16 protein-coding genes are annotated in these 17268 nt (G+C 64.4%); 10 read left to right on the plus strand and 6 right to left on the minus strand.

The annotated features are described in order from the left end of the window. The 3 genes from ACERJA_RS01365 to ACERJA_RS01375 are packed head-to-tail and all read left to right on the plus strand — an operon-like array spanning position 1 to position 2260. Positions 1–576 (plus strand): holo-ACP synthase, encoded by a 576-nt coding sequence (locus tag ACERJA_RS01365; protein WP_373606542.1) that lies wholly within the window; start codon positions 1–3, stop codon positions 574–576. Next, on the plus strand, positions 573–1517 hold the full coding sequence (locus tag ACERJA_RS01370; RefSeq protein ID WP_373606543.1) for an ACP S-malonyltransferase: 945 nt from the start codon (positions 573–575) through the stop codon (positions 1515–1517). Before ACERJA_RS01365 ends, ACERJA_RS01370 begins: the two co-directional genes overlap by 4 nt. Beyond that, on the plus strand, positions 1517–2260 hold the full coding sequence (locus ACERJA_RS01375) for an SDR family NAD(P)-dependent oxidoreductase (RefSeq protein WP_373606544.1): 744 nt from the start codon (positions 1517–1519) through the stop codon (positions 2258–2260). The genes ACERJA_RS01370 and ACERJA_RS01375 overlap by 1 nt, the downstream gene beginning before the upstream one ends. Before the next feature lie 240 nt (positions 2261–2500). Here the strand turns inward: ACERJA_RS01375 and ftsZ are convergent, their stop codons facing one another. Then, positions 2501–3670, minus strand: coding sequence for a cell division protein FtsZ (gene ftsZ, locus ACERJA_RS01380; protein WP_373606545.1), 1170 nt, complete (start codon positions 3668–3670; stop codon positions 2501–2503). Positions 3671–3826: 156 nt separating this feature from the next. Then, entirely contained in the window at positions 3827–5272 is a 1446-nt protein-coding gene (locus tag ACERJA_RS01385; protein ID WP_373606546.1) for a D-aminoacyl-tRNA deacylase, read from the minus strand. A gap of 167 nt (positions 5273–5439) precedes the next feature. On the opposite strand from ACERJA_RS01385, the gene ACERJA_RS01390 reads away from it, so the two are divergent. Both ACERJA_RS01390 and ACERJA_RS01395 read left to right on the plus strand, forming a co-directional pair. Beyond that, positions 5440–7539, plus strand: coding sequence for a bacterio-opsin activator domain-containing protein (locus ACERJA_RS01390; RefSeq protein ID WP_373606547.1), 2100 nt, complete (start codon positions 5440–5442; stop codon positions 7537–7539). A gap of 169 nt (positions 7540–7708) precedes the next feature. Further along, positions 7709–8992, plus strand: a complete 1284-nt coding sequence (locus ACERJA_RS01395; RefSeq protein ID WP_373606548.1) for a TrmB family transcriptional regulator sugar-binding domain-containing protein — start codon at positions 7709–7711, stop codon at positions 8990–8992. A 35-nt stretch (positions 8993–9027) separates the two neighbouring features. Here the strand turns inward: ACERJA_RS01395 and ACERJA_RS01400 are convergent, their stop codons facing one another. Next, positions 9028–9960, minus strand: coding sequence for a calcium/sodium antiporter (locus tag ACERJA_RS01400; RefSeq protein ID WP_373606549.1), 933 nt, complete (start codon positions 9958–9960; stop codon positions 9028–9030). A gap of 66 nt (positions 9961–10026) precedes the next feature. Continuing rightward, positions 10027–10443, minus strand: coding sequence for a universal stress protein (locus ACERJA_RS01405; RefSeq protein ID WP_373606550.1), 417 nt, complete (start codon positions 10441–10443; stop codon positions 10027–10029). Positions 10444–10575: 132 nt separating this feature from the next. Here ACERJA_RS01405 and ACERJA_RS01410 point away from each other — a divergent pair, with 132 nt between their 5' ends. The 5 genes from ACERJA_RS01410 to ACERJA_RS01430 all read left to right on the plus strand — a co-directional run bounded on the left by ACERJA_RS01410 (position 10576) and on the right by ACERJA_RS01430 (position 15640). Next, positions 10576–11385, plus strand: coding sequence for a shikimate dehydrogenase (locus ACERJA_RS01410; RefSeq protein WP_373607435.1), 810 nt, complete (start codon positions 10576–10578; stop codon positions 11383–11385). A gap of 85 nt (positions 11386–11470) precedes the next feature. Continuing rightward, positions 11471–12226, plus strand: a complete 756-nt coding sequence (locus ACERJA_RS01415; RefSeq protein WP_373606551.1) for a helix-hairpin-helix domain-containing protein — start codon at positions 11471–11473, stop codon at positions 12224–12226. Positions 12227–12340: 114 nt separating this feature from the next. Next, the gene (locus ACERJA_RS01420) at positions 12341–13984 is read left to right on the plus strand and encodes an anthranilate synthase component I family protein (RefSeq protein ID WP_373606552.1); all 1644 of its coding nucleotides are present in this window, start codon (positions 12341–12343) and stop codon (positions 13982–13984) included. A 127-nt stretch (positions 13985–14111) separates the two neighbouring features. Then, complete coding sequence (locus tag ACERJA_RS01425; protein WP_373607436.1) at positions 14112–14753, plus strand: aminodeoxychorismate/anthranilate synthase component II; 642 nt, start codon at positions 14112–14114, stop codon at positions 14751–14753. Next, complete coding sequence (locus ACERJA_RS01430) at positions 14750–15640, plus strand: aminotransferase class IV (RefSeq protein ID WP_373606553.1); 891 nt, start codon at positions 14750–14752, stop codon at positions 15638–15640. Before ACERJA_RS01425 ends, ACERJA_RS01430 begins: the two co-directional genes overlap by 4 nt. Positions 15641–15676: 36 nt before the next feature. Here ACERJA_RS01430 and ACERJA_RS01435 read toward each other — a convergent pair whose 3' ends face one another. Together ACERJA_RS01435 and ACERJA_RS01440 are read right to left on the minus strand one after the other, a co-directional pair. Then, the gene (locus tag ACERJA_RS01435) at positions 15677–15967 is read right to left on the minus strand and encodes a hypothetical protein (RefSeq protein WP_373606554.1); all 291 of its coding nucleotides are present in this window, start codon (positions 15965–15967) and stop codon (positions 15677–15679) included. A 164-nt stretch (positions 15968–16131) separates the two neighbouring features. Further along, complete coding sequence (locus tag ACERJA_RS01440) at positions 16132–17250, minus strand: trans-acting enoyl reductase family protein (protein WP_373606555.1); 1119 nt, start codon at positions 17248–17250, stop codon at positions 16132–16134. Positions 17251–17268: the final 18 nt, after the last annotated feature.

The following is a 17268-nucleotide window of genomic DNA, read 5'->3' on the forward strand; positions in this document are numbered from 1 at the left end:
ATGAACGGAACCGACAGCGACGACGAACCGGACGACGAATCCGCCGCGGCTCTCGACGACACCGGTGCGTTGGCGGCCGTCGCCGCACTCGAGTCCCACGGTGTCGAAGCCGGTGGTTCCGCTCCCGTCGTCCGACACGGCATCGACATCGTCTCGATCGGCCGCATCGCCGATCTCCTCGCGGAGTTCGGGGCGTCGTTTCGCAGTCGGGCGTTTACCGATGCGGAGCGAGCCTACTGCGAGGGCAAGGGCGAGCCAGCACAACACTACGCCGCCCGGTGGGCGGCCAAGGAGGCCTTCTGTAAGGTCCTCGCCGAGGAATCGCCGGCGATCTCGCTCGATTCGGTCGAAGTCGTTCGCGACGCGACCGGTCCGCGACTCGCCCTCGAGTCGCCCGCCGCCGAGACGCTCGCGGCGTCTCTCGAACAGCAGGGGATCGATCTCGACGCCGTGGCGATCGACGTCTCGCTCAGCCACGACCGGAGCGTCGGCTACGCCGTCGGTTCGGTGACCGTCGTCGGGATCGAGAACGGATTCCGATGCGATCGACCTACTGATGGAACTACTGATATATGACAGAGACGGACGAAACGACGACGCTTACGGACACGGCGTTTGTCTTCCCCGGCCAGGGGAGCCAACGCCCCGGAATGGCACAGCCCTTCTACGACGCGTGGCCGGAGACACGAGCCGCGTTCGACGCCCTCGATTCGGCCCTCGAGATCGATCTCTCCGATCGGTGTTTTCGCGACGGACTCGAGGAACTCACGCGACCGCAAAACGCACAGCCAGCGCTGCTGGCGGCCGGATACGCGACGTCTGTCGGCATCGCTTCTCGGTTCGGCGTCGAGCCGGCGTACGTCGCCGGCCACAGCCTGGGCCAGTTCACGTCGCTTGCGGTCGCGGGCGCGGCGTCGCCGACCGACCTCGTCGACGTCGTTCGCCGGCGCGGCACGTTCATGGAACGGGCCGAACGCGACGCAGGTCCCGGGACGATGATGGCGGTCCTGCTCGTCGACCGAGCGACCGTCGCCGACGTCTGTCGCGACCGCGACGATGTCGGCGTCGCGCTGTACAACAGCCCACGACAGACCGTGATCAGCGGGACGATCGAAGGGGTCGAAGCCGTCCGGGATGCCCTCGACGACACCGCCGCGCGATTTCGCGAACTCGAGGTCGGCGCGGCGTTTCACTCGCCGGTGATGGCATCGGCAGTCGAGCCCGTCGAAGACGTGATGGCGTCGCTGTCGATGCGCGAGGCGTCGATTCCGATCGTTTCGGACGTCTCGGGAGCGGTCTACACCGATCCGGCCGTCGCCCGTCGGGATCTCACGACACAGATCACCGCACCCGTCGACTGGGTCGGCGTCGTCGAGACACTGAAACGCCGCGGCGTCGACCGGTACGTCGGGTTCCCGCCGACCGGCGTTCTCTCGAGTCTGGTTGAACGAATCCATCCGGACGCGGAGTGTGACGCACTCGAGACGCCCGCCGACGCGCGTGAGGTGTTCGCCTGATGGCCGAGTTCCGGGACGAGATTGCCGTCGTCACCGGTGGCACCCGCGGGATCGGCCGCGCCGTCGCGGAGCGCTTTGCCGACGGCGGTGCGACGGTGATCGCCACCTACCACGCCGACGACGAGGCGGCCGACCGGACGCGTGATGCGCTGGCGACGTATCCGACCGAGACCGAAGTCGAGCGGTGCGACGTGACCGACTTCGACGCAGTCGCGGCGATGTTCGAGACGGTCGCCGAGCGATATGGGCCGCCGACGATCCTCGTGAACAACGCCGGAGTGATGGACAACGGCCTGCTGGTTCGGATGACACCCGAGCAGTGGCGACGCGTCCTCGAGACGAACCTCTTCGGACCGTTCTACTGTACGCGAGAGGCAGCGCGATCGATGCTTCGACACGACGGGGGCCGGGTGGTCAACGTCGCGAGCGTCGCGGCACGACGTGGTTGGGCGGGGCAGGCCAACTACGCCGCGAGCAAGGCTGGGCTCATCGGACTGACTCGCGCCGCCGCGCGTGAACTCGGTGGGAAAGACATCCGCGTCAACGCCGTCGCGCCGGGGTACACCGACACTGGTTTGCTGGAAGACGTCGCCGACTACGAGACGCTCGTTGAGGACCGAACCGCGAGCGGACGGGTTGGAACCCCAGAAGAGATCGCCGACGCGGTCGCGTTCATGGCCAGCGACGCCGCGTCGTACGTCAACGGCGAGGTGCTCAGAGTCGACGACGGACTGCTCGGCTGAGACGAGTCGGAGTCGAGCGACGCGGCACAACCATCGGATGCGAACGACTGGCGGAACGAGATCAACACTCGAGAACGATCCCACAGCGACGAGCGTCGAATCACTTCAGTCGACGAGCAACGCGCGGGTTTTCCACTGTCGACACCCCAGCATTCCGCACGATGAAACGAGTCGTGACGAGTGGTGAACTGATGGACTCCCTCTCGAGTTGGTTTTCTCGTGTCGTCTGGAGAGCACCGATCAGTCGACGAAGTCGATGTCGTCGCCGCCTGCACCGGCTGGCTGGACGGCCTCGCCGTCGTGCTGGCCGTAGATCTGTGGGGATTCGACGCCCGTGACGACGATCATCGTCCGCATACTGCCTTCGAGGCTCTCATCGATGGAGGTCCCCCAGATGATCCGCGCGTCGGGGTCGATCCGATCGTAGATCTCTTCGACGACGCCTTCGGCTTCCTCAATGGCCATGTCGTTGCCACCGGTGACGTTGACGAGCGCGGAACTCGCGCCGGAGATGTCGACGTCGAGCAGCGGCGAGCGAAGCGCAGTTTTGACCGAGTCCTGGGCTTTGGCTTCGGAGTCGGACTCGCCGAGGCCGATCATGGCGACACCGCCGCGTTCCATCACCGTTCGAACGTCGGCGAAGTCCAGGTTGACGAGGCCGGGTTTCGTGATGAGTTCCGTGATCCCTTTAACCGAGCGCATCAGCACCTCATCAGAGACTTTGAACGCCTGCCGGACGGGCAGTTTGCCCACCGAGTCGAGCAGGCGGTCGTTGGGGACGACGATGACGGTGTCGGAGACGTCACGCAACCGCTCTAAGCCGGCTTCGGCGTTCGTCCGTCGGACCTCTCCCTCTGCAGTGAAGGGGGTCGTGACGATCGAGATCGTCAGCGCGCCGGCCTCGCGGGCCGCTTTCGCGACGACTGGTGCGGAGCCGGTTCCCGTCCCGCCACCGAGTCCTGCCGTAACGAAGACCATATCGGAGCCGTCGATCGCGTCGTAGATGTCCTGTTGACTCTCGAGGGCAGCTTCCTCGCCGACCTGTGGGAGCGAGCCAGCACCACGGCCGCCGGTTTTCTCCTCGCCCATCAGGATCTTCGTGTCGGCTTCGATCTCCACGAGGTGTTGCACGTCGGTGTTGGCGGCGACGAGCTTCGCACCGTGGATACCCTCTTCTTCCATGCGGTTGACGGTGTTACCACCGGCACCGCCACAGCCGACGACCGTAATGTCCGTCTGGAGGTCCTTGAGGACGTCCTCGAGCTGGTCGTCGGTCATCGTTCCTGTCCGCTGGGTGCTCGATTCGCTTCCGTTCGGCGACTGCCCATCCTGTACAGTGTCGTCTTCGTGGGCCGTCGCCGACTCCCCGTCTTCGGCCTCGTCGATGGCGTCGTCGATGATGGAGTCCATTCTTGGCCCAATCTAAAAGATGGAGCATAATTACCTTTCCCCTACACGTCAGACGACTGTCTGACGCAGTCCGTCGAGCAACGACACCGAGCAGATCGGTTCCGGATCCCGCTTCACGGCGGAGTAGACCGTGATTACCGTGTTGTTTGGGAGCCACTAAATCGGAAATCGGTCCGTCTGCTGGCTGCGAACTGTCTCAGGGCTGATCGTTTCGCCATCGACGGTGACGGCGTCACCGTTCGCGAGCGCGCCGAATTTCGGCCCCTCAGGAACGCCGATCTCGTGAGCGAGCGCCGGATCGAAACTCGTCCGTTCAGCGATAACGGCGTCGTCCTCGAGCGTGACCGTTTCGTATTTCTCCTCGAGGACACCCGCCAGTGCCTCGATGATGGCTCCCCTGGCAGTCAGTTCGCTCTCAGCCGCGATGGTCTGCGTAGCTGTCGTGTCTCCCGTGTTCGACGACTCCCCGTTGGAACTGGGAACCGCGACCTGCGAGCCAACCCGACTCCCGCCGTTTTCGGTCGTAAACGCGACGGTGGTCCCCTCGACGACCGTTCGTACCGCCTCCGGGTCGAGTCCCTCCGCAGCGTCGAGCAGTGCTGTCGGGAGTTCGACGACGGCAACCGACTCGGCAGCACAGTCGCCAAAGCGGACGCCGTCGTCGACGGCCCCAAGAGACGATTCGACGGCATCGACGAGTTCGAGTGGTCGATCACCCACCTCGCGGAGCCAGGTCTCGCTGACGATCCGAACACCAAGCTCCTCGAGCGTTTCCTCGAGCACCGGCCACTCGCCATCGAGAACGGCCATATCGGTGTTGCTCGCGTCGAACGCTGCCTCGAGGACGTCACGGTGGGCAGAAGGGTGACCCATCGCCTCGAGCGCCCAGTCGGCTGCGATGTGGCCCACAGCCCACGGCGTTTCGCGGACGATGCGAGTAAAGCGAGGAGCGTAGTGGTTGCCGCCAAAGCCGACGACCTGTCGACACGGACTTGCGTCGCGACTCTCATGGCTCGAGCGAGCTTCGCTCTCGAGGCGGTCACAGTGTGGGGAGACAGCTCGAAGCTCGAGAATCGCGCGGGCGACGGCCGCGGCACCGTTGGGGTCGTCCCACTGCTCGTCGCCACTGCCGAGTTCCGCAAACAGCGACGGACAGCCGACGTTGGTGGGGCCGTGGTGGGTACACTCCATCCCGACATCGTACCGCTCAGGGGCGTACTCGTCAAACGCGTCGAGGAGGTGTGCGAGTGCGTTCGGACACGCCTCGGCGACGGCATTGGCCTCGCCGCCGAACTCGGCTGGACCGAAGTTACCCGTAAAATGCCCTGTCAGCAGCGGCCCCGTATCGCCCGAATGGCGCGAGGCGAAGACGAGCACATCGGGATCGCAGTCGAACGCCTCGACCGGGTGCTCGAGTTCGAGGTGAAAGTCGTCGAACGAGCGTAACTCGACACCAGCGGTTCGGTAGTACGTGCCACCACCATCGGCTGCGGGCCGTGTGTCGTCGTCGACGACCTCCCAGTCAGCGAGTTCGCGGAGCTGGTCACAGATATGGACCGACGCGCGGTCGGCTCGACTCTCGACGATCGCGAGCGCAGTCATACTCGAGTGGGCGGTCTGGGGGCCAGTAACGCCGTCGGTTCTCGTTGCCGACTCGTCGAACCAGCTGTTTATATAGATTTGTTGAGAGGAAATTACCACCGGTTTTTCAGTCGTGCGAATGGTAGCCGGGAGTACGAACAACCAGCGATGAACGTAGTTGACCACCCATGACCGATCCAGCACCGGATACGAGCAACGGCTCGGACGAGACGAGTACAGCGTCGGCTGCACTCGACTTTCCATCGGCGTTCAGCCTCGACGTTCAGCAGCTGACCGCGCTCATCAGTGCGTACGCCGTCTCCGTGCTCGATCCGGACGGACATGTCGTGCGGTGGAACGAAGACGCCGTCCGGCTCACAGGGTATGATGAAGACGAGGCCACAGAGCTTCACTACCGGCTCTTCTTTCCACCGGAGAAACGGGAGGCAGCCCGTCCAGAACGCCTCCTCGAGCAAGCGCGCACCGACGGACAGGCCACAGACGAGGGCTGGCGGCTTCGAAACGACGGAAGTCGGTTCTGGGTTCGTGAGGTGCTGGCACCCATCCGGGAGCGCGAGGGGAGTCTAACCGTTGGAGACGACGGCGACTCTCAGACCGCCCCCCTTCGAGGGTACGTACGGGTCGTCCACGACCGGACCGACGAGTACAGGCGCGAACTGGAACTCCGCGAGGAGAAGGCGCTTACAGAGAGCATCTTCGAGGCCCAGCCGGACTTGCTCTATGCGTTCGATGCGGACAGCAATCTCGTTCAGTGGAACGAACGGTTCGAGCAGGTCACCGGCTACGACTCCGACGAACTCGAGGGAATGAACGCCCTCGAGTTTATCGTCCCGGAAGACCGCGACCAGATCGGAGCGGCAATCGAGCGGGTGCTGGTCGATGGTGACCGTGTCGCCGCCGAAGGGCGAGTGCTGACCAACGACGGTGCCGAGGTTCCCTTCGAGTTCAACAGCGCTCAGGTCGCCGGCACGGACGGGATCGTCTTCGGATTCACCGGTGTTGGCCGTGACATCAGTGATCGCAAAGCTCGTGAACGAGAACTCGAGCGCCTCGAGCGTCTCAACACGACGATCCGGACGATCGACGAGACGATGGTCACGGCAGACACACAAGCAGCGGTCGAAACGGCAGTTGTCGAGGCGTTCGAAGCTGCTGCACCCTACCAGTTTGCCGTCATCGGACAGGACGAGCCCGCGACGGGCGACCAGCAGCCAGGCGAGCCGCGCTCGTGGGCAGGCGTCGACGCGACTGGTGCTGCTGACGTTCTCTCGCGGGTTCTCGATCCACCAGCCGACGGGCCGGAAGCGTCACCGATCGAAACCGAGAGCGTCCAGTGTTATCACTCGCTTCGTGAGAGTGCAGTCGATGCCTGGCGAGCCGATGCCCGAGAACGCGACTACGGCTCACTCGCAGCCGTTCCGATCACGGCAAGTGGCCGGACGTTCGGCGTGCTCGTTATCGCTGCCGCAGACGCGACGGCGTTTAGCGACCGGGAACGGGAGGTGCTTCAGGAGTTCGGCGCCACGGTCGGCCACGCGTTCAACGCAATGGCTGTTCGTCGCCTCCTCTATCTCGACACCGTCGTCGAACTCGAGTTCAAATCATCCGATCGGCAAGATGTCTGTATCGACCTTTCCGCCGAACTCGAGAGCGACGTCAGTCTCGATCACGTGCTGCCACTGACTGAGGGGGTGTTCGTCTACTACATCACCGTCACCGGCGTCGACCCGGCGAAGATTCGAGCGTTCGTTGACGATCACCCAAAGTTCGGAGAGCATCGTCACATCGATACTAGCGGCGACGAGAGCCACTGGGAGTTTGTCGTTTACGGACCGACGATCACCGGCTTGCTGGCGGATTACAGCGCGCGAATACGGTCACAGACCGTCGACGACGGTGTTTCGAACGTAGTCGTTCAGGTCAGTCCGGACATTCCCGTTCGCGGACTCGTCGAGGCGGTCACAGAGGCCTACCCCGACACGCAGCTGGTTTCGAAACGCACCGTCGAGCGGCCGATAGAAACGCGTGGTGGCTTTCGAGGGCGCGTCCAGGAGAAGCTGACGGATAAACAACAGGCCGCTCTCGAGGCGGCCTACTACGGCGGGTACTTCGAGTGGCCGACGCGAAACAGCAACGCCGGCGAAATCGCCGATCGGCTCGATATTGCTCGCCAAACGTTCCACCAACATCTCCGGGTCGCACAGGCGAAACTGCTCACGGCCTATTTCGAGGCTGGCGACACCAGTGGCGACGAGCGAGACAACTAGGACGGGCATCTACTCTGGATGGGCAGCGAAACCGCAAGCCGTCCAGCGACCGTGCCGGAGCTGCTGGACAGAAGTCCGTCTACTTGTCGAGAGTCGATGACTGTTTCAGCCGGCCATACCAGAGCATGCTGGTACACCCCTTTCCCCCACCCAACGTCTTCATCGATCAATGAGTGCCTGCCTGACTGCCGAGCGAACAACCACCGCGTTCGACATCCTCGCCGATCCTCGCCGGCGATACTTCCTTTCGCTCCTCTACGAACGGACGGCTGCTGACAGGACACAGCCGACACCACACTCGATCGAGACGCTCGCGACCGACGTCGCCGCTCGTGAACACGGCTGCCCGATCGTCACCAACGAGCAGTGCCGGGAGACACATATCGAACTCGTTCACCACCACGTGCCGCGGCTCAGTGATATCGGACTGGTAACCGATGAGACCGACGGCGACACGCGGACGGTCGCGCTTGCCGATCATCCGATCCTCGACCTCGAGTGGATGACCCATTTCCTCGAGGACCCAAACGGCGGATCGACCATCGACGAAGCGATGCTCGACCGAACGCTCGAAGCACTCCAGCCTGCGCGGTGCCGGCTTAGCTGTGCCATCCTCGCGAGACAGCGCACCGACCTCGCTGTCGACGATCTGGCTGCACTGATCGCAACCCACGAGGACGACACCCGACTCGTCGACCTCGAGAAGTCGGACTGGCGGCCCATTTCGACGGCGTTGCGACACGACTACCTCCCCTCGCTTGCAGCGGCCGACCTCGTCGACTACGACCGCTCGAGCGAGACCGTTGCACTCGAGCCCGACGCACCGCAGTGGCGGGCCGACTGGCTGGCTGCGAGCCCGCTTCGAGAGGTTGTCATGGCACTCGAGACGCGACCAGCGCAGGCAGGAACTGACTCGAGCGGGGACATGGCTGGCGACAACAACTCGGCGAGGACGAGTTCGGGCTGGACGATCGAGGGAACAGAACGCGTCATCGCCAGAAGCCACGAGATCGTCGACAGCGCCGATGAGGAGCTGTTCGTGGCGATTCCCGACGAAACGATGGTCCAGCAGCGCTGTCTCGAGCGCTGGCAAGCCGCTGCGAACCGCGGGGTCGATGTCTACGTCGGATCGCGCTCACCGCGCGTTCGAGACACCGTTCGGTCTGCAGTCCCTGAAGCGACGGTCTGTGAGCCACAGTTCGACTGGTTGAACTTCCCCGTCGAGGGACACCACCACGGCCGCGTCGTCTTTGCTGATCGCGAACGGGTACTGCTCGTGACGGTCGACGACGAGGAGACCGATCCCCAGGCGACCGCAATCACAGGAAACAGCCCGGAACACGCGCTGGTCAAGCTCGTCCGCGAACACGTTGGCCCGCGGCTGGACCGATTGCAGTCGCACTGTGCGAGCGGTGACGAGGAAACCGAAGCGGCGACGTCGCTGCGGCTGTGAACTGATCGGCTGTCTCGCCTGTGTCTGGCGCTCACTCAGACCACGATCAGGGCAAGAAAAGCGACGTACCCACTGACGAGGACGGCACCGTCGAGCCGTGTGAGCCGCCCGCCGTACCCCATCATCGCGACCAGCACGATCGTAAAGACAACGAGTGCGGGGAATTCGAGCCGCAACGTACTCGAGGCGATCTCGATCGGCGTGATCAGGGCGACGATACCGAGCACGGCGAGGATATTGTAGATGTTCGAACCGACGACGTTGCCGATGGCGAACTCGGTCTCGCCGCGGACGGAGCCGACGACCGACGCCGCAAGTTCCGGCAACGAGGTGCCAAGTGCGAGCACCGTCAACCCGATTACCAGATCCGAAACGCCGAGTGCCGACAACAGCCCGGTACCGCCCGAAACGAGCCATCTCGAGCCGAGCACGAGCGCCATCAACCCACCGAGGACGAGCACGACAGCCCGCAGCGTGATCCCGTCGCCAGCACCAGTCTGATCACCGCCCATTGCCGGGTTGACGTTGGTCGCGGAAACCAGGTAGGCGGTAAAGCCACCGAGTGCCAGCAGCAAGATCGCCCCCTCGAGTGTGCCGATCGTCCCGTCTGCACCGAGGACAACGAGCAGAACCGTCGCGAACAGCATAAACGGCACGTGCCGCCGCATAGCGATTCGGCTGATCCGTAACGGTTTGATGAGCGCAGACACCCCGAGAACCAGCCCGATGTTCGCGATATTCGATCCGAGAACGGCACCGAGTCCGATATCGGTCGAGACGTCCAGCGCACCGATGGTCGCGACGAACAGCTCGGGTGCGGTCGTCGCAAAGGCGATCACCGTCACCCCGACGGTTGCGGCCCGGAGTCCGATCCCCAGTGCGAGCCGGCCGGCACCGGCGACGAGTAGTTCGGCACCGGCGTAGAGCGCGACGATGCCGGCTGCAAGCAAGCCGAGAGAGAGGAGCATAGCGGCTGTTGGACTGTCAGGCGTAAGTCAGTGGGGGGTTTGTCCGGCCGAACGGAGACATCTCGTTCAGCGAACGATCGTTACCGGAACGGGTGCTCGACGGACGACGCGTTCGGCAACACTGCCCAGTAACACTCGTTTCGCGCCGGAACGCCCGCGACTCCCGATTACGATGTGGTCGATGTCGTGGTCGTCTGCGTACGCGACGATCTCTCGAGCGGGATCTCCAACGACGGTCTCCGTGGTGTACGTCCCGTCGTGGTCGGCGACGAGTTCGGCGACGTCCTCGAACAGGTCCGCCGCATCCTCCTGTCGTGACTCGAGTACTGATTCGTAGGCGTAGATACCGCCGTCGCCGTACTTCGAGACGCTCGGATCGATCGCGTGGATCGCCGTGATCGACGCGTCTGGATGCTCGCGGACGGCGTGCTCGAGCGCCGCCCGCGCTGTGTCCGAATCGTCGATCGGGACCAGAAGTTCCATACTCTGATTTCGGCCGCGTCCCGGATAAGTGGGCGGGGCACGGCCCGGTCGGTGGCAATGGAATCGGCCGAGTGCAAGCGATATCCTGTCGGGCAGTATATATCCCCGCCGCCTCGAGTGTGCCGTATGGCTATGGACGTCTTCGGGTTGCTCGGCAACCCGGTCGGACACTCGCTGTCACCGCCGATGCACGAAGCGGCCTACGACCAGCTCGGGCTCGACGCTCGATACGTGACCTTCGAACCCGAGCCAGCCAATCTCGAGGCCGCGATCGACGGGGCCGACGCGCTCGGGATCACGGGCCTGAACGTGACGATCCCGTTCAAACAGGACGTCCTCGACTGTGTCGAGGCCGACGAGTTAGCGGCTCGGATCGGCGCGGTCAACACGATCGACTTCACGGGCTCGGGGGCGCCAACGGGCCACAACACCGATGCAGTCGGCGCGATGCGTGCTCTGCGCGACCACGACGTCACGCTCGAGGGCGCAGACGCCGTCGTCGTTGGGGCTGGCGGGGCCGGCCGGGCGATCGCGTTCGGCCTCGCGGATGCGGGCGCGACGGTCGAGATTGCCAACCGAACCGAGGCGACGGCCCACGACCTTGCCGAGGACGTGCCGGGGGCGACGGGTCACGGACTCGAGGCCGACACGCTCGCCGACCTGCTCGAAGACGGCGATATCCTCGTCAACGCGACGAGCGTCGGCATGGAGTCCGACGAGACGCCGGTGCCCGCCGACGCGCTTCACGGGGAGTTGGCGGTCATGGATGCGGTCTATCAACCCCTCGAGACACGGCTGCTTCGGGATGCGGCCGAGGTCGGGGCGACGACAGTTGATGGCGCCTGGATGTTGCTCTATCAGGGCGTCGAGGCGTTCGAACTGTGGACCGGCGAGGTGCCACCGGTCGAGACGATGAACGAGGCTCTTCGCTCACAGCTGTAGTAGCCACAGCCGAACGCTCCATTTTTCGTCACGTCCACGTGGGTATCAGGCGAATTTAAGTGATGGTGCCAACTATATCGGCACAATGGCACTCCTCCAGAAGCTGAAATCGCTCCTTGGACTCGGCAGATCCGAGCCGGAGCGAGGACAGACTCGAGAGGTCGGGGTGACGGTCGAACGGGAAGGGTCACAGGAGGGTGACGACGACGCCGGATCGACCACGACAGGAACTGAACCACCGGCACCGGCGAGTGCGACAGCCGGGACGGGAACCAACACGACGGCAAACGCCGGTACCGAATCCGAATCTGAATCTGAATCTGAGCCGGAGCCCGAAACAGCGGCCGACACCGAAGCGACCACTGACGAGTCGGCGGCTGCCGGATCGACCGCCTCGAGTTCGACGGACTCGATGATGGCACCGACAGACGAGCCCGAAACAGCAGCCGAGCCGGCAGAGGCAGCGGGCCCCACGACGGAAAACGCGGCGCCGACGGCCGAGAAAACGCCCGACATCACGGACGACGAACTGCCGGTCGAAGAAGCTGAGCCGGAGGCTGAGGCTGACGACGTGGAGACGGCTGAATCGGATACCGACGGTGACGACGCGGAGACGGCGGCAGCGCCGACACCGGACGACGCGGAGACGGCCGAACCGATAAACCAGGAACCCGTTGACTCGATCAAGGGGATCGGGCCGGCCTACGCCGACCGTCTCGCTTCGGCAGGCGTCGAGACCGTCGGTGAGCTCGCTGCCGCAGACGCAGCGGAACTCTCCGAGGGGACCGACATCTCCGAAACGCGAATCCAGGGCTGGATCGACCGCGCCGAAGTCAGATAACGAAACTGGCGTCGCTATCGCGCCGAACCAGCCGTCAAAGTCACGCCCGTCCGCTCTTTTAAGCACGATCTGGAAATCGCAAAAGGATTAGGCTCCCACCCCCTCTCGAGGAACATGCGCGATCCGCGCGTCGTCACGTCGCTCGCGTCGTTTCGAGCCGCTGCTCGCGAAGCCCTCGAGCAACGCGACACAACGGCAGACGCTGAACCGACGACGCGCACCACCGGACTCCGACTCCCAGTCGAAGTCCAGGTCACCGTCGAAGATCCGTTTCTCGCCTACCGTCGAGCGCGGCCGTCCGACAGCCGTGGAACCGTCTTTCTCGAGACGACCGGTGGCCAGCCCGGCTGGGGCTACTTCGGCATCGACCCCGTCGACCGACTCACGATCTCACCCGATGCGGTCATGCGAGCGCGAACGGATGACGGCGCGCCGACACTCGCAGCGCTCGAGGGCCTCCTCGAGCGAGACGACCTGATTCGTGGCGACTGTGACGTCCCCTACCCCTGTGGGGCGATCGGGTGGCTCTCCTACGACATTGCCCGCGAACTCGAGGCGCTCCCCGAGTCGGCCGTCGACGACCGCGGCCTCCCCCGACTCGAGGCCGGCGTCTACGACCGGCTTGCTGCCTGGGAGGCGCCTACCGACGGCGACGTGACCCTGCGAGTGACGGCCTGTCCGCGACTCGAACTCGAGGCGGGTGACGACGGAGTTTCCGACGACACGCTCGAGGCTGTTTACGACCGGGGCCGCAAGCGAGCACTCGGGCTCGCACGGGCATCTCTCGAGGGCGATCCAGCCGTCGGCGAGCCACCGGCAGCAACGACTGAAGCAACGTTCGAAAGCGACTGCGGGCGTGTGGCCTTTGCCGAGCGCGTCAGGCAGGCGAAATCGTACATCCGCGACGGCGAGACGTTTCAGGCGAACCTCTCCCAGCGACTGGTCGCCCCAGCAGCGGTTCATCCCGTCGCGGCCTACGACGCTCTCCGGCGGGTCAACCCCGCGCCGTACTCGTGTCTGCTCGAGTTCCCCAGTACCGATCTGGTGAGTGCCAGCCCCGAGTTGCTCCTCGAACGCGAGGCACGTGGCGTCTCGGCACTATCGGACACTGCCAGCCGTGACCGAGACGGCGACTTCGTCCGGACGGAACCGATCGCGGGGACGCGGCCCCGTGGCGCGACACCAGAAGCAGACGCGACACTCGAGGACGACCTCCGAACCGACGAGAAAGAACGCGCCGAACACGCGATGTTGGTCGACCTCGAGCGAAACGACCTCGGGAAAGTCTGTGAATACGGCTCCGTCGAGGTCGAGGAGTACCGTCGGATCGACCGCTATGCGGAGGTGATGCATCTCGTCTCGAACGTCACGGGCCGGCTTCGAGATGGCGAGACGCTGGCCGACGCGATCGCCGCGGTGTTCCCAGGTGGAACGATCACAGGCGCGCCGAAACCCCGGACGATGGCGATTATCGACGAACTCGAGGCGACCCAGCGAGGTCCCTACACCGGGAGTGTCGGGATCTTTGGCTACGACGGCCGGGCGACGCTCAACATCGTCATTCGAACACTGGTTCGCCACGCCGACGAGTATCACCTCCGCGTGGGAGCGGGAATCGTCCACGACTCCGATCCCGAACGCGAGTACGACGAAACGCTTGATAAGGCCCGTGCGCTGATCACGGCCGTCGACGACGCGCTCGGCGAGCGAGCCGCAATAGCCCTCGAGGCCGAGAGCGGAGATGATCAATGTGAGTGACAAAGATAGCACCCGTGAGCGAGTGGATACGAGCGAGCGGCCCAACGACCGACCGGAGGGAGGGAGGCAGGGTTTTCATCAACGTTTTGCCAGGGAACGAGCGTCAGCGAGTGACCGCAGCAAAAGGTTGCTGGTCATCGACAACTACGACTCCTTTGCGTACAACCTCGTCCAGTACGTCGGCGAGCTCGCTGATGAGGTGATCGTCCGGCGCAACGACGACATCGATCTTGCGGACGTCGATGACATCGATCCAACCGGGATCATCGTCTCACCGGGGCCGGGAACCCCACAGGAGGCCGGCATCTCGATCCCGCTGTTCGCCGAGACCGAGTACCCGATTCTCGGCGTCTGTCTCGGCCATCAGGCGCTGTGTGCAGCCAACGGCGCGCCGGTTGTCCACGCCCCCCACGTCGTCCACGGCAAACCCTCGACGGTCAGCCACGACGGCGAGGGTCTCTTCGATGGCCTCCCCTCGACGTTTCAAGTCGGCCGGTATCACTCGCTTGCCGTCGAACGCGAGGCGCTCCCCGACTCGCTTGCCGAGACCGCACGGACGACCGACGAACGCGGCGTGTTGATGGCGGTTCGCCACCGCGAGCGCCCGCATATCGGTGTGCAGTTCCACCCCGAGAGCATTCTCACGCGCCGCCACGAGGACATCGACGACGGTGATGGAATCTCGCTTGCGGTCGGCAAGCGGATGATCGCAAACTTCTGTCAACTCGCCGCGGAAGCCGACGACCAATCCGAGACAGCCCACGAATGAGCGACGATCCGATCTATCACGTCGATGGGGAACTGACCCCCGCATCTGCGGCCACAGTCAGCGTCGACGACCGCGGCTTTCGGTACGGCGACGCTGCCTTCGAGACGATGCGCGTCTATGGCGGCACGATCTTCGCGTGGGACGCCCACATGGAGCGTCTCGAGCGAACCTGCACAGCGCTGTCGTTGGCTCACGGTCTTGCGGCTGCGGACCTCCACGATCGGATCGACGAGACGCTGGCGGCGAACGATCTCGAGGACGCCTACGTCCGACTCTCGATCACACGCGGCGTCCAGCCGGGCAAACTCACGCCCCATCCCGATGTCGAGCCGACGGTCGTGATCTATGTGAAGCCGCTGCCACGCGGCGGCGTCAGTGGCGACTCCGTCTGGGACGAGCCGGCAACCGTCCAGACGGTCGGCACACGTCGAATCCCCTCCGATGCGATTCCGGCCGCGGCGAAGACGCACAACTATCTCAACGGGATTCTCGCTCGAGCGGAGCTTCGGGACGACGACGGCCAGTCCACCGCGGACGAGGCGCTCATGTTCGACTGCGAGGACCACGTTGCCGAAGGTGCGACGAGCAATCTCTGGTTCGTCCGCGATGGGGAGCTCTGTACGCCGACGACCGACGGCCCCGTGTTGCCGGGAATTACGCGGGCGATCGTCCTCGAGCTCGCCGCCGAGGCCGGAATTTCGTTCCAGGAAGGTCGATACGATCTCGCGGCCGTGCTCGAGGCCGACGAAGCGTTTCTGACGAACCGAACGTGGGAACTGCGCCCGATCGCGACGCTCGACGGCCACGAGATCGGCAGTGGTCCGGTGACGGATCGACTCTCGAGGCTGTACGACGAGCGCGTCGAGCGAGCCTGTTATCGAGCGTAGATTTGGGGGCTCAGGCGTCTGCGATAGGTGTTGGCATTACCGTTTCCAGCGCTCGAGGCCGAGAATCGCACTACCGAGTCCGAACAGTCCAGCGGCGATCGTGACGATCGGCGTATCACACCGATTGACGCCCCCGTCTGGTGAGTACCCGAGCCAGCCCAGGTAGAACTCGTAGTACACGAAGCCACCGGGAGGCTCGTCACCGGTGTACCCGACATCGGTGCACGACGAGAGCGGCAGTTCAGGAAACGAAACCGCGATCAACGCCGCGACGAGGCCAGCGCTCAGGACCATCCCGGCCCCGACGAGTGTCCAGCGCCTCGACATGGGCAGTTATTCTAATTCGAACAACATATTCGTTGGCGCGAGCTGTGTCAGCCGTCCGAGACAACAAAAAAGCCACCGTCGATGTCACCGGCTGGTGGTTCATGTCCGCACGGCATGCGCACTGAGTCGATTACGAACACTCGAGTCGCAGTGAAACCGCCTTATCAGTCGTCCGATCCGACCGCCGATCGATTGAATCCGTCGGTCTCAGCCGTCGTCTCGAGCAGTTCGCGCGTCGTCCCCTCAAGGTCGAGGACAAACTCGCTGCCGAACGCTGTCGACGGCGTCTGGAAGCCGGCCGGAAGACGCGGTTCGGACCGGTTTTGGCCGTTGATGACGCGCTCGGCGGCGCTGACAGCGGCGTCAACCGTCAGTGTGTAGGGGTTTGGCGTACGCATTCGAGCGCGGACGTGGTGGCCGGTCGAGTCGTCGACGGCTTCCCCCCAAACGACTGCGGTGTCGCGAGCCCGTTCGTGTGCACTGGGGCCGTCGACGCGCGCGTCGATCACCCGCTTCAGCAGGGTTTCAACCGGGCGTCGCTCGAGTAGCCAGCCAAGCGAGTCGACGGCGGCCATCGCCCGGGTCGCCCACGGCGGCACCGCTGCGTAGACTTCGATCGAATCGATCTCCGTGCTGTGGGCAGCGGTGACGACGTCTCCCCACGGAACCGTGACGGCGTGTTCGGGGCCGGTTCCGAAATCGATCGCTCGCGTCCGAAACGTCGCTGGAACCTTGATGAGCCGTCCGTTCCGTCGGACGACCCCATCGGAACCGAGCTGTTCGACGAATGTCCGGGCGGTCCCACGCGAAAGCGGGCCGTTGCCGTTGACGCCGAGTGTGAGTTCGGTCGCTGACGGCAGCTGTTCGTGGAGAAACGCGGCCAGACAGTCCGATGGAACGACTTCGAAGCCGACGCCCGGCAGCAGTGTAACATCTGCCGCTCGAGCCGCGTCATCTCGCTGGCGCAGCCGTTCGAACACCCGAAACTCGCCCGTGATATCGAGGTAGTCCGTGCCAGTCTCGAGACAGGCGTCGACGAGCGGGTTGACCGTCTTCACGAACGGCCCAGCACAGTTCAATACGGCATCGAACCGCTTGATTTGGGCAGAAACGTCGTCACTGAGATCGAACGTCCGTCCTTCGACACCGAGTTCGTCGGTCTGCCGTCGTACTGCACCGCGGTCACGGCCGGCGACGACCGGCGACCCTCCTCGAGAGACGGCTTCGCGAGCGATCAGCCGGCCGGTGTAGCCATACGAGCCGTAGATGAGAAGGGAGTCCATAGCCGTCGTTTGCCGCTC

It is taken from the genome of Natronorubrum sp. A-ect3, assembly GCF_041821125.1.
Classification (GTDB): domain Archaea; phylum Halobacteriota; class Halobacteria; order Halobacteriales; family Natrialbaceae; genus Natronorubrum; species Natronorubrum bangense.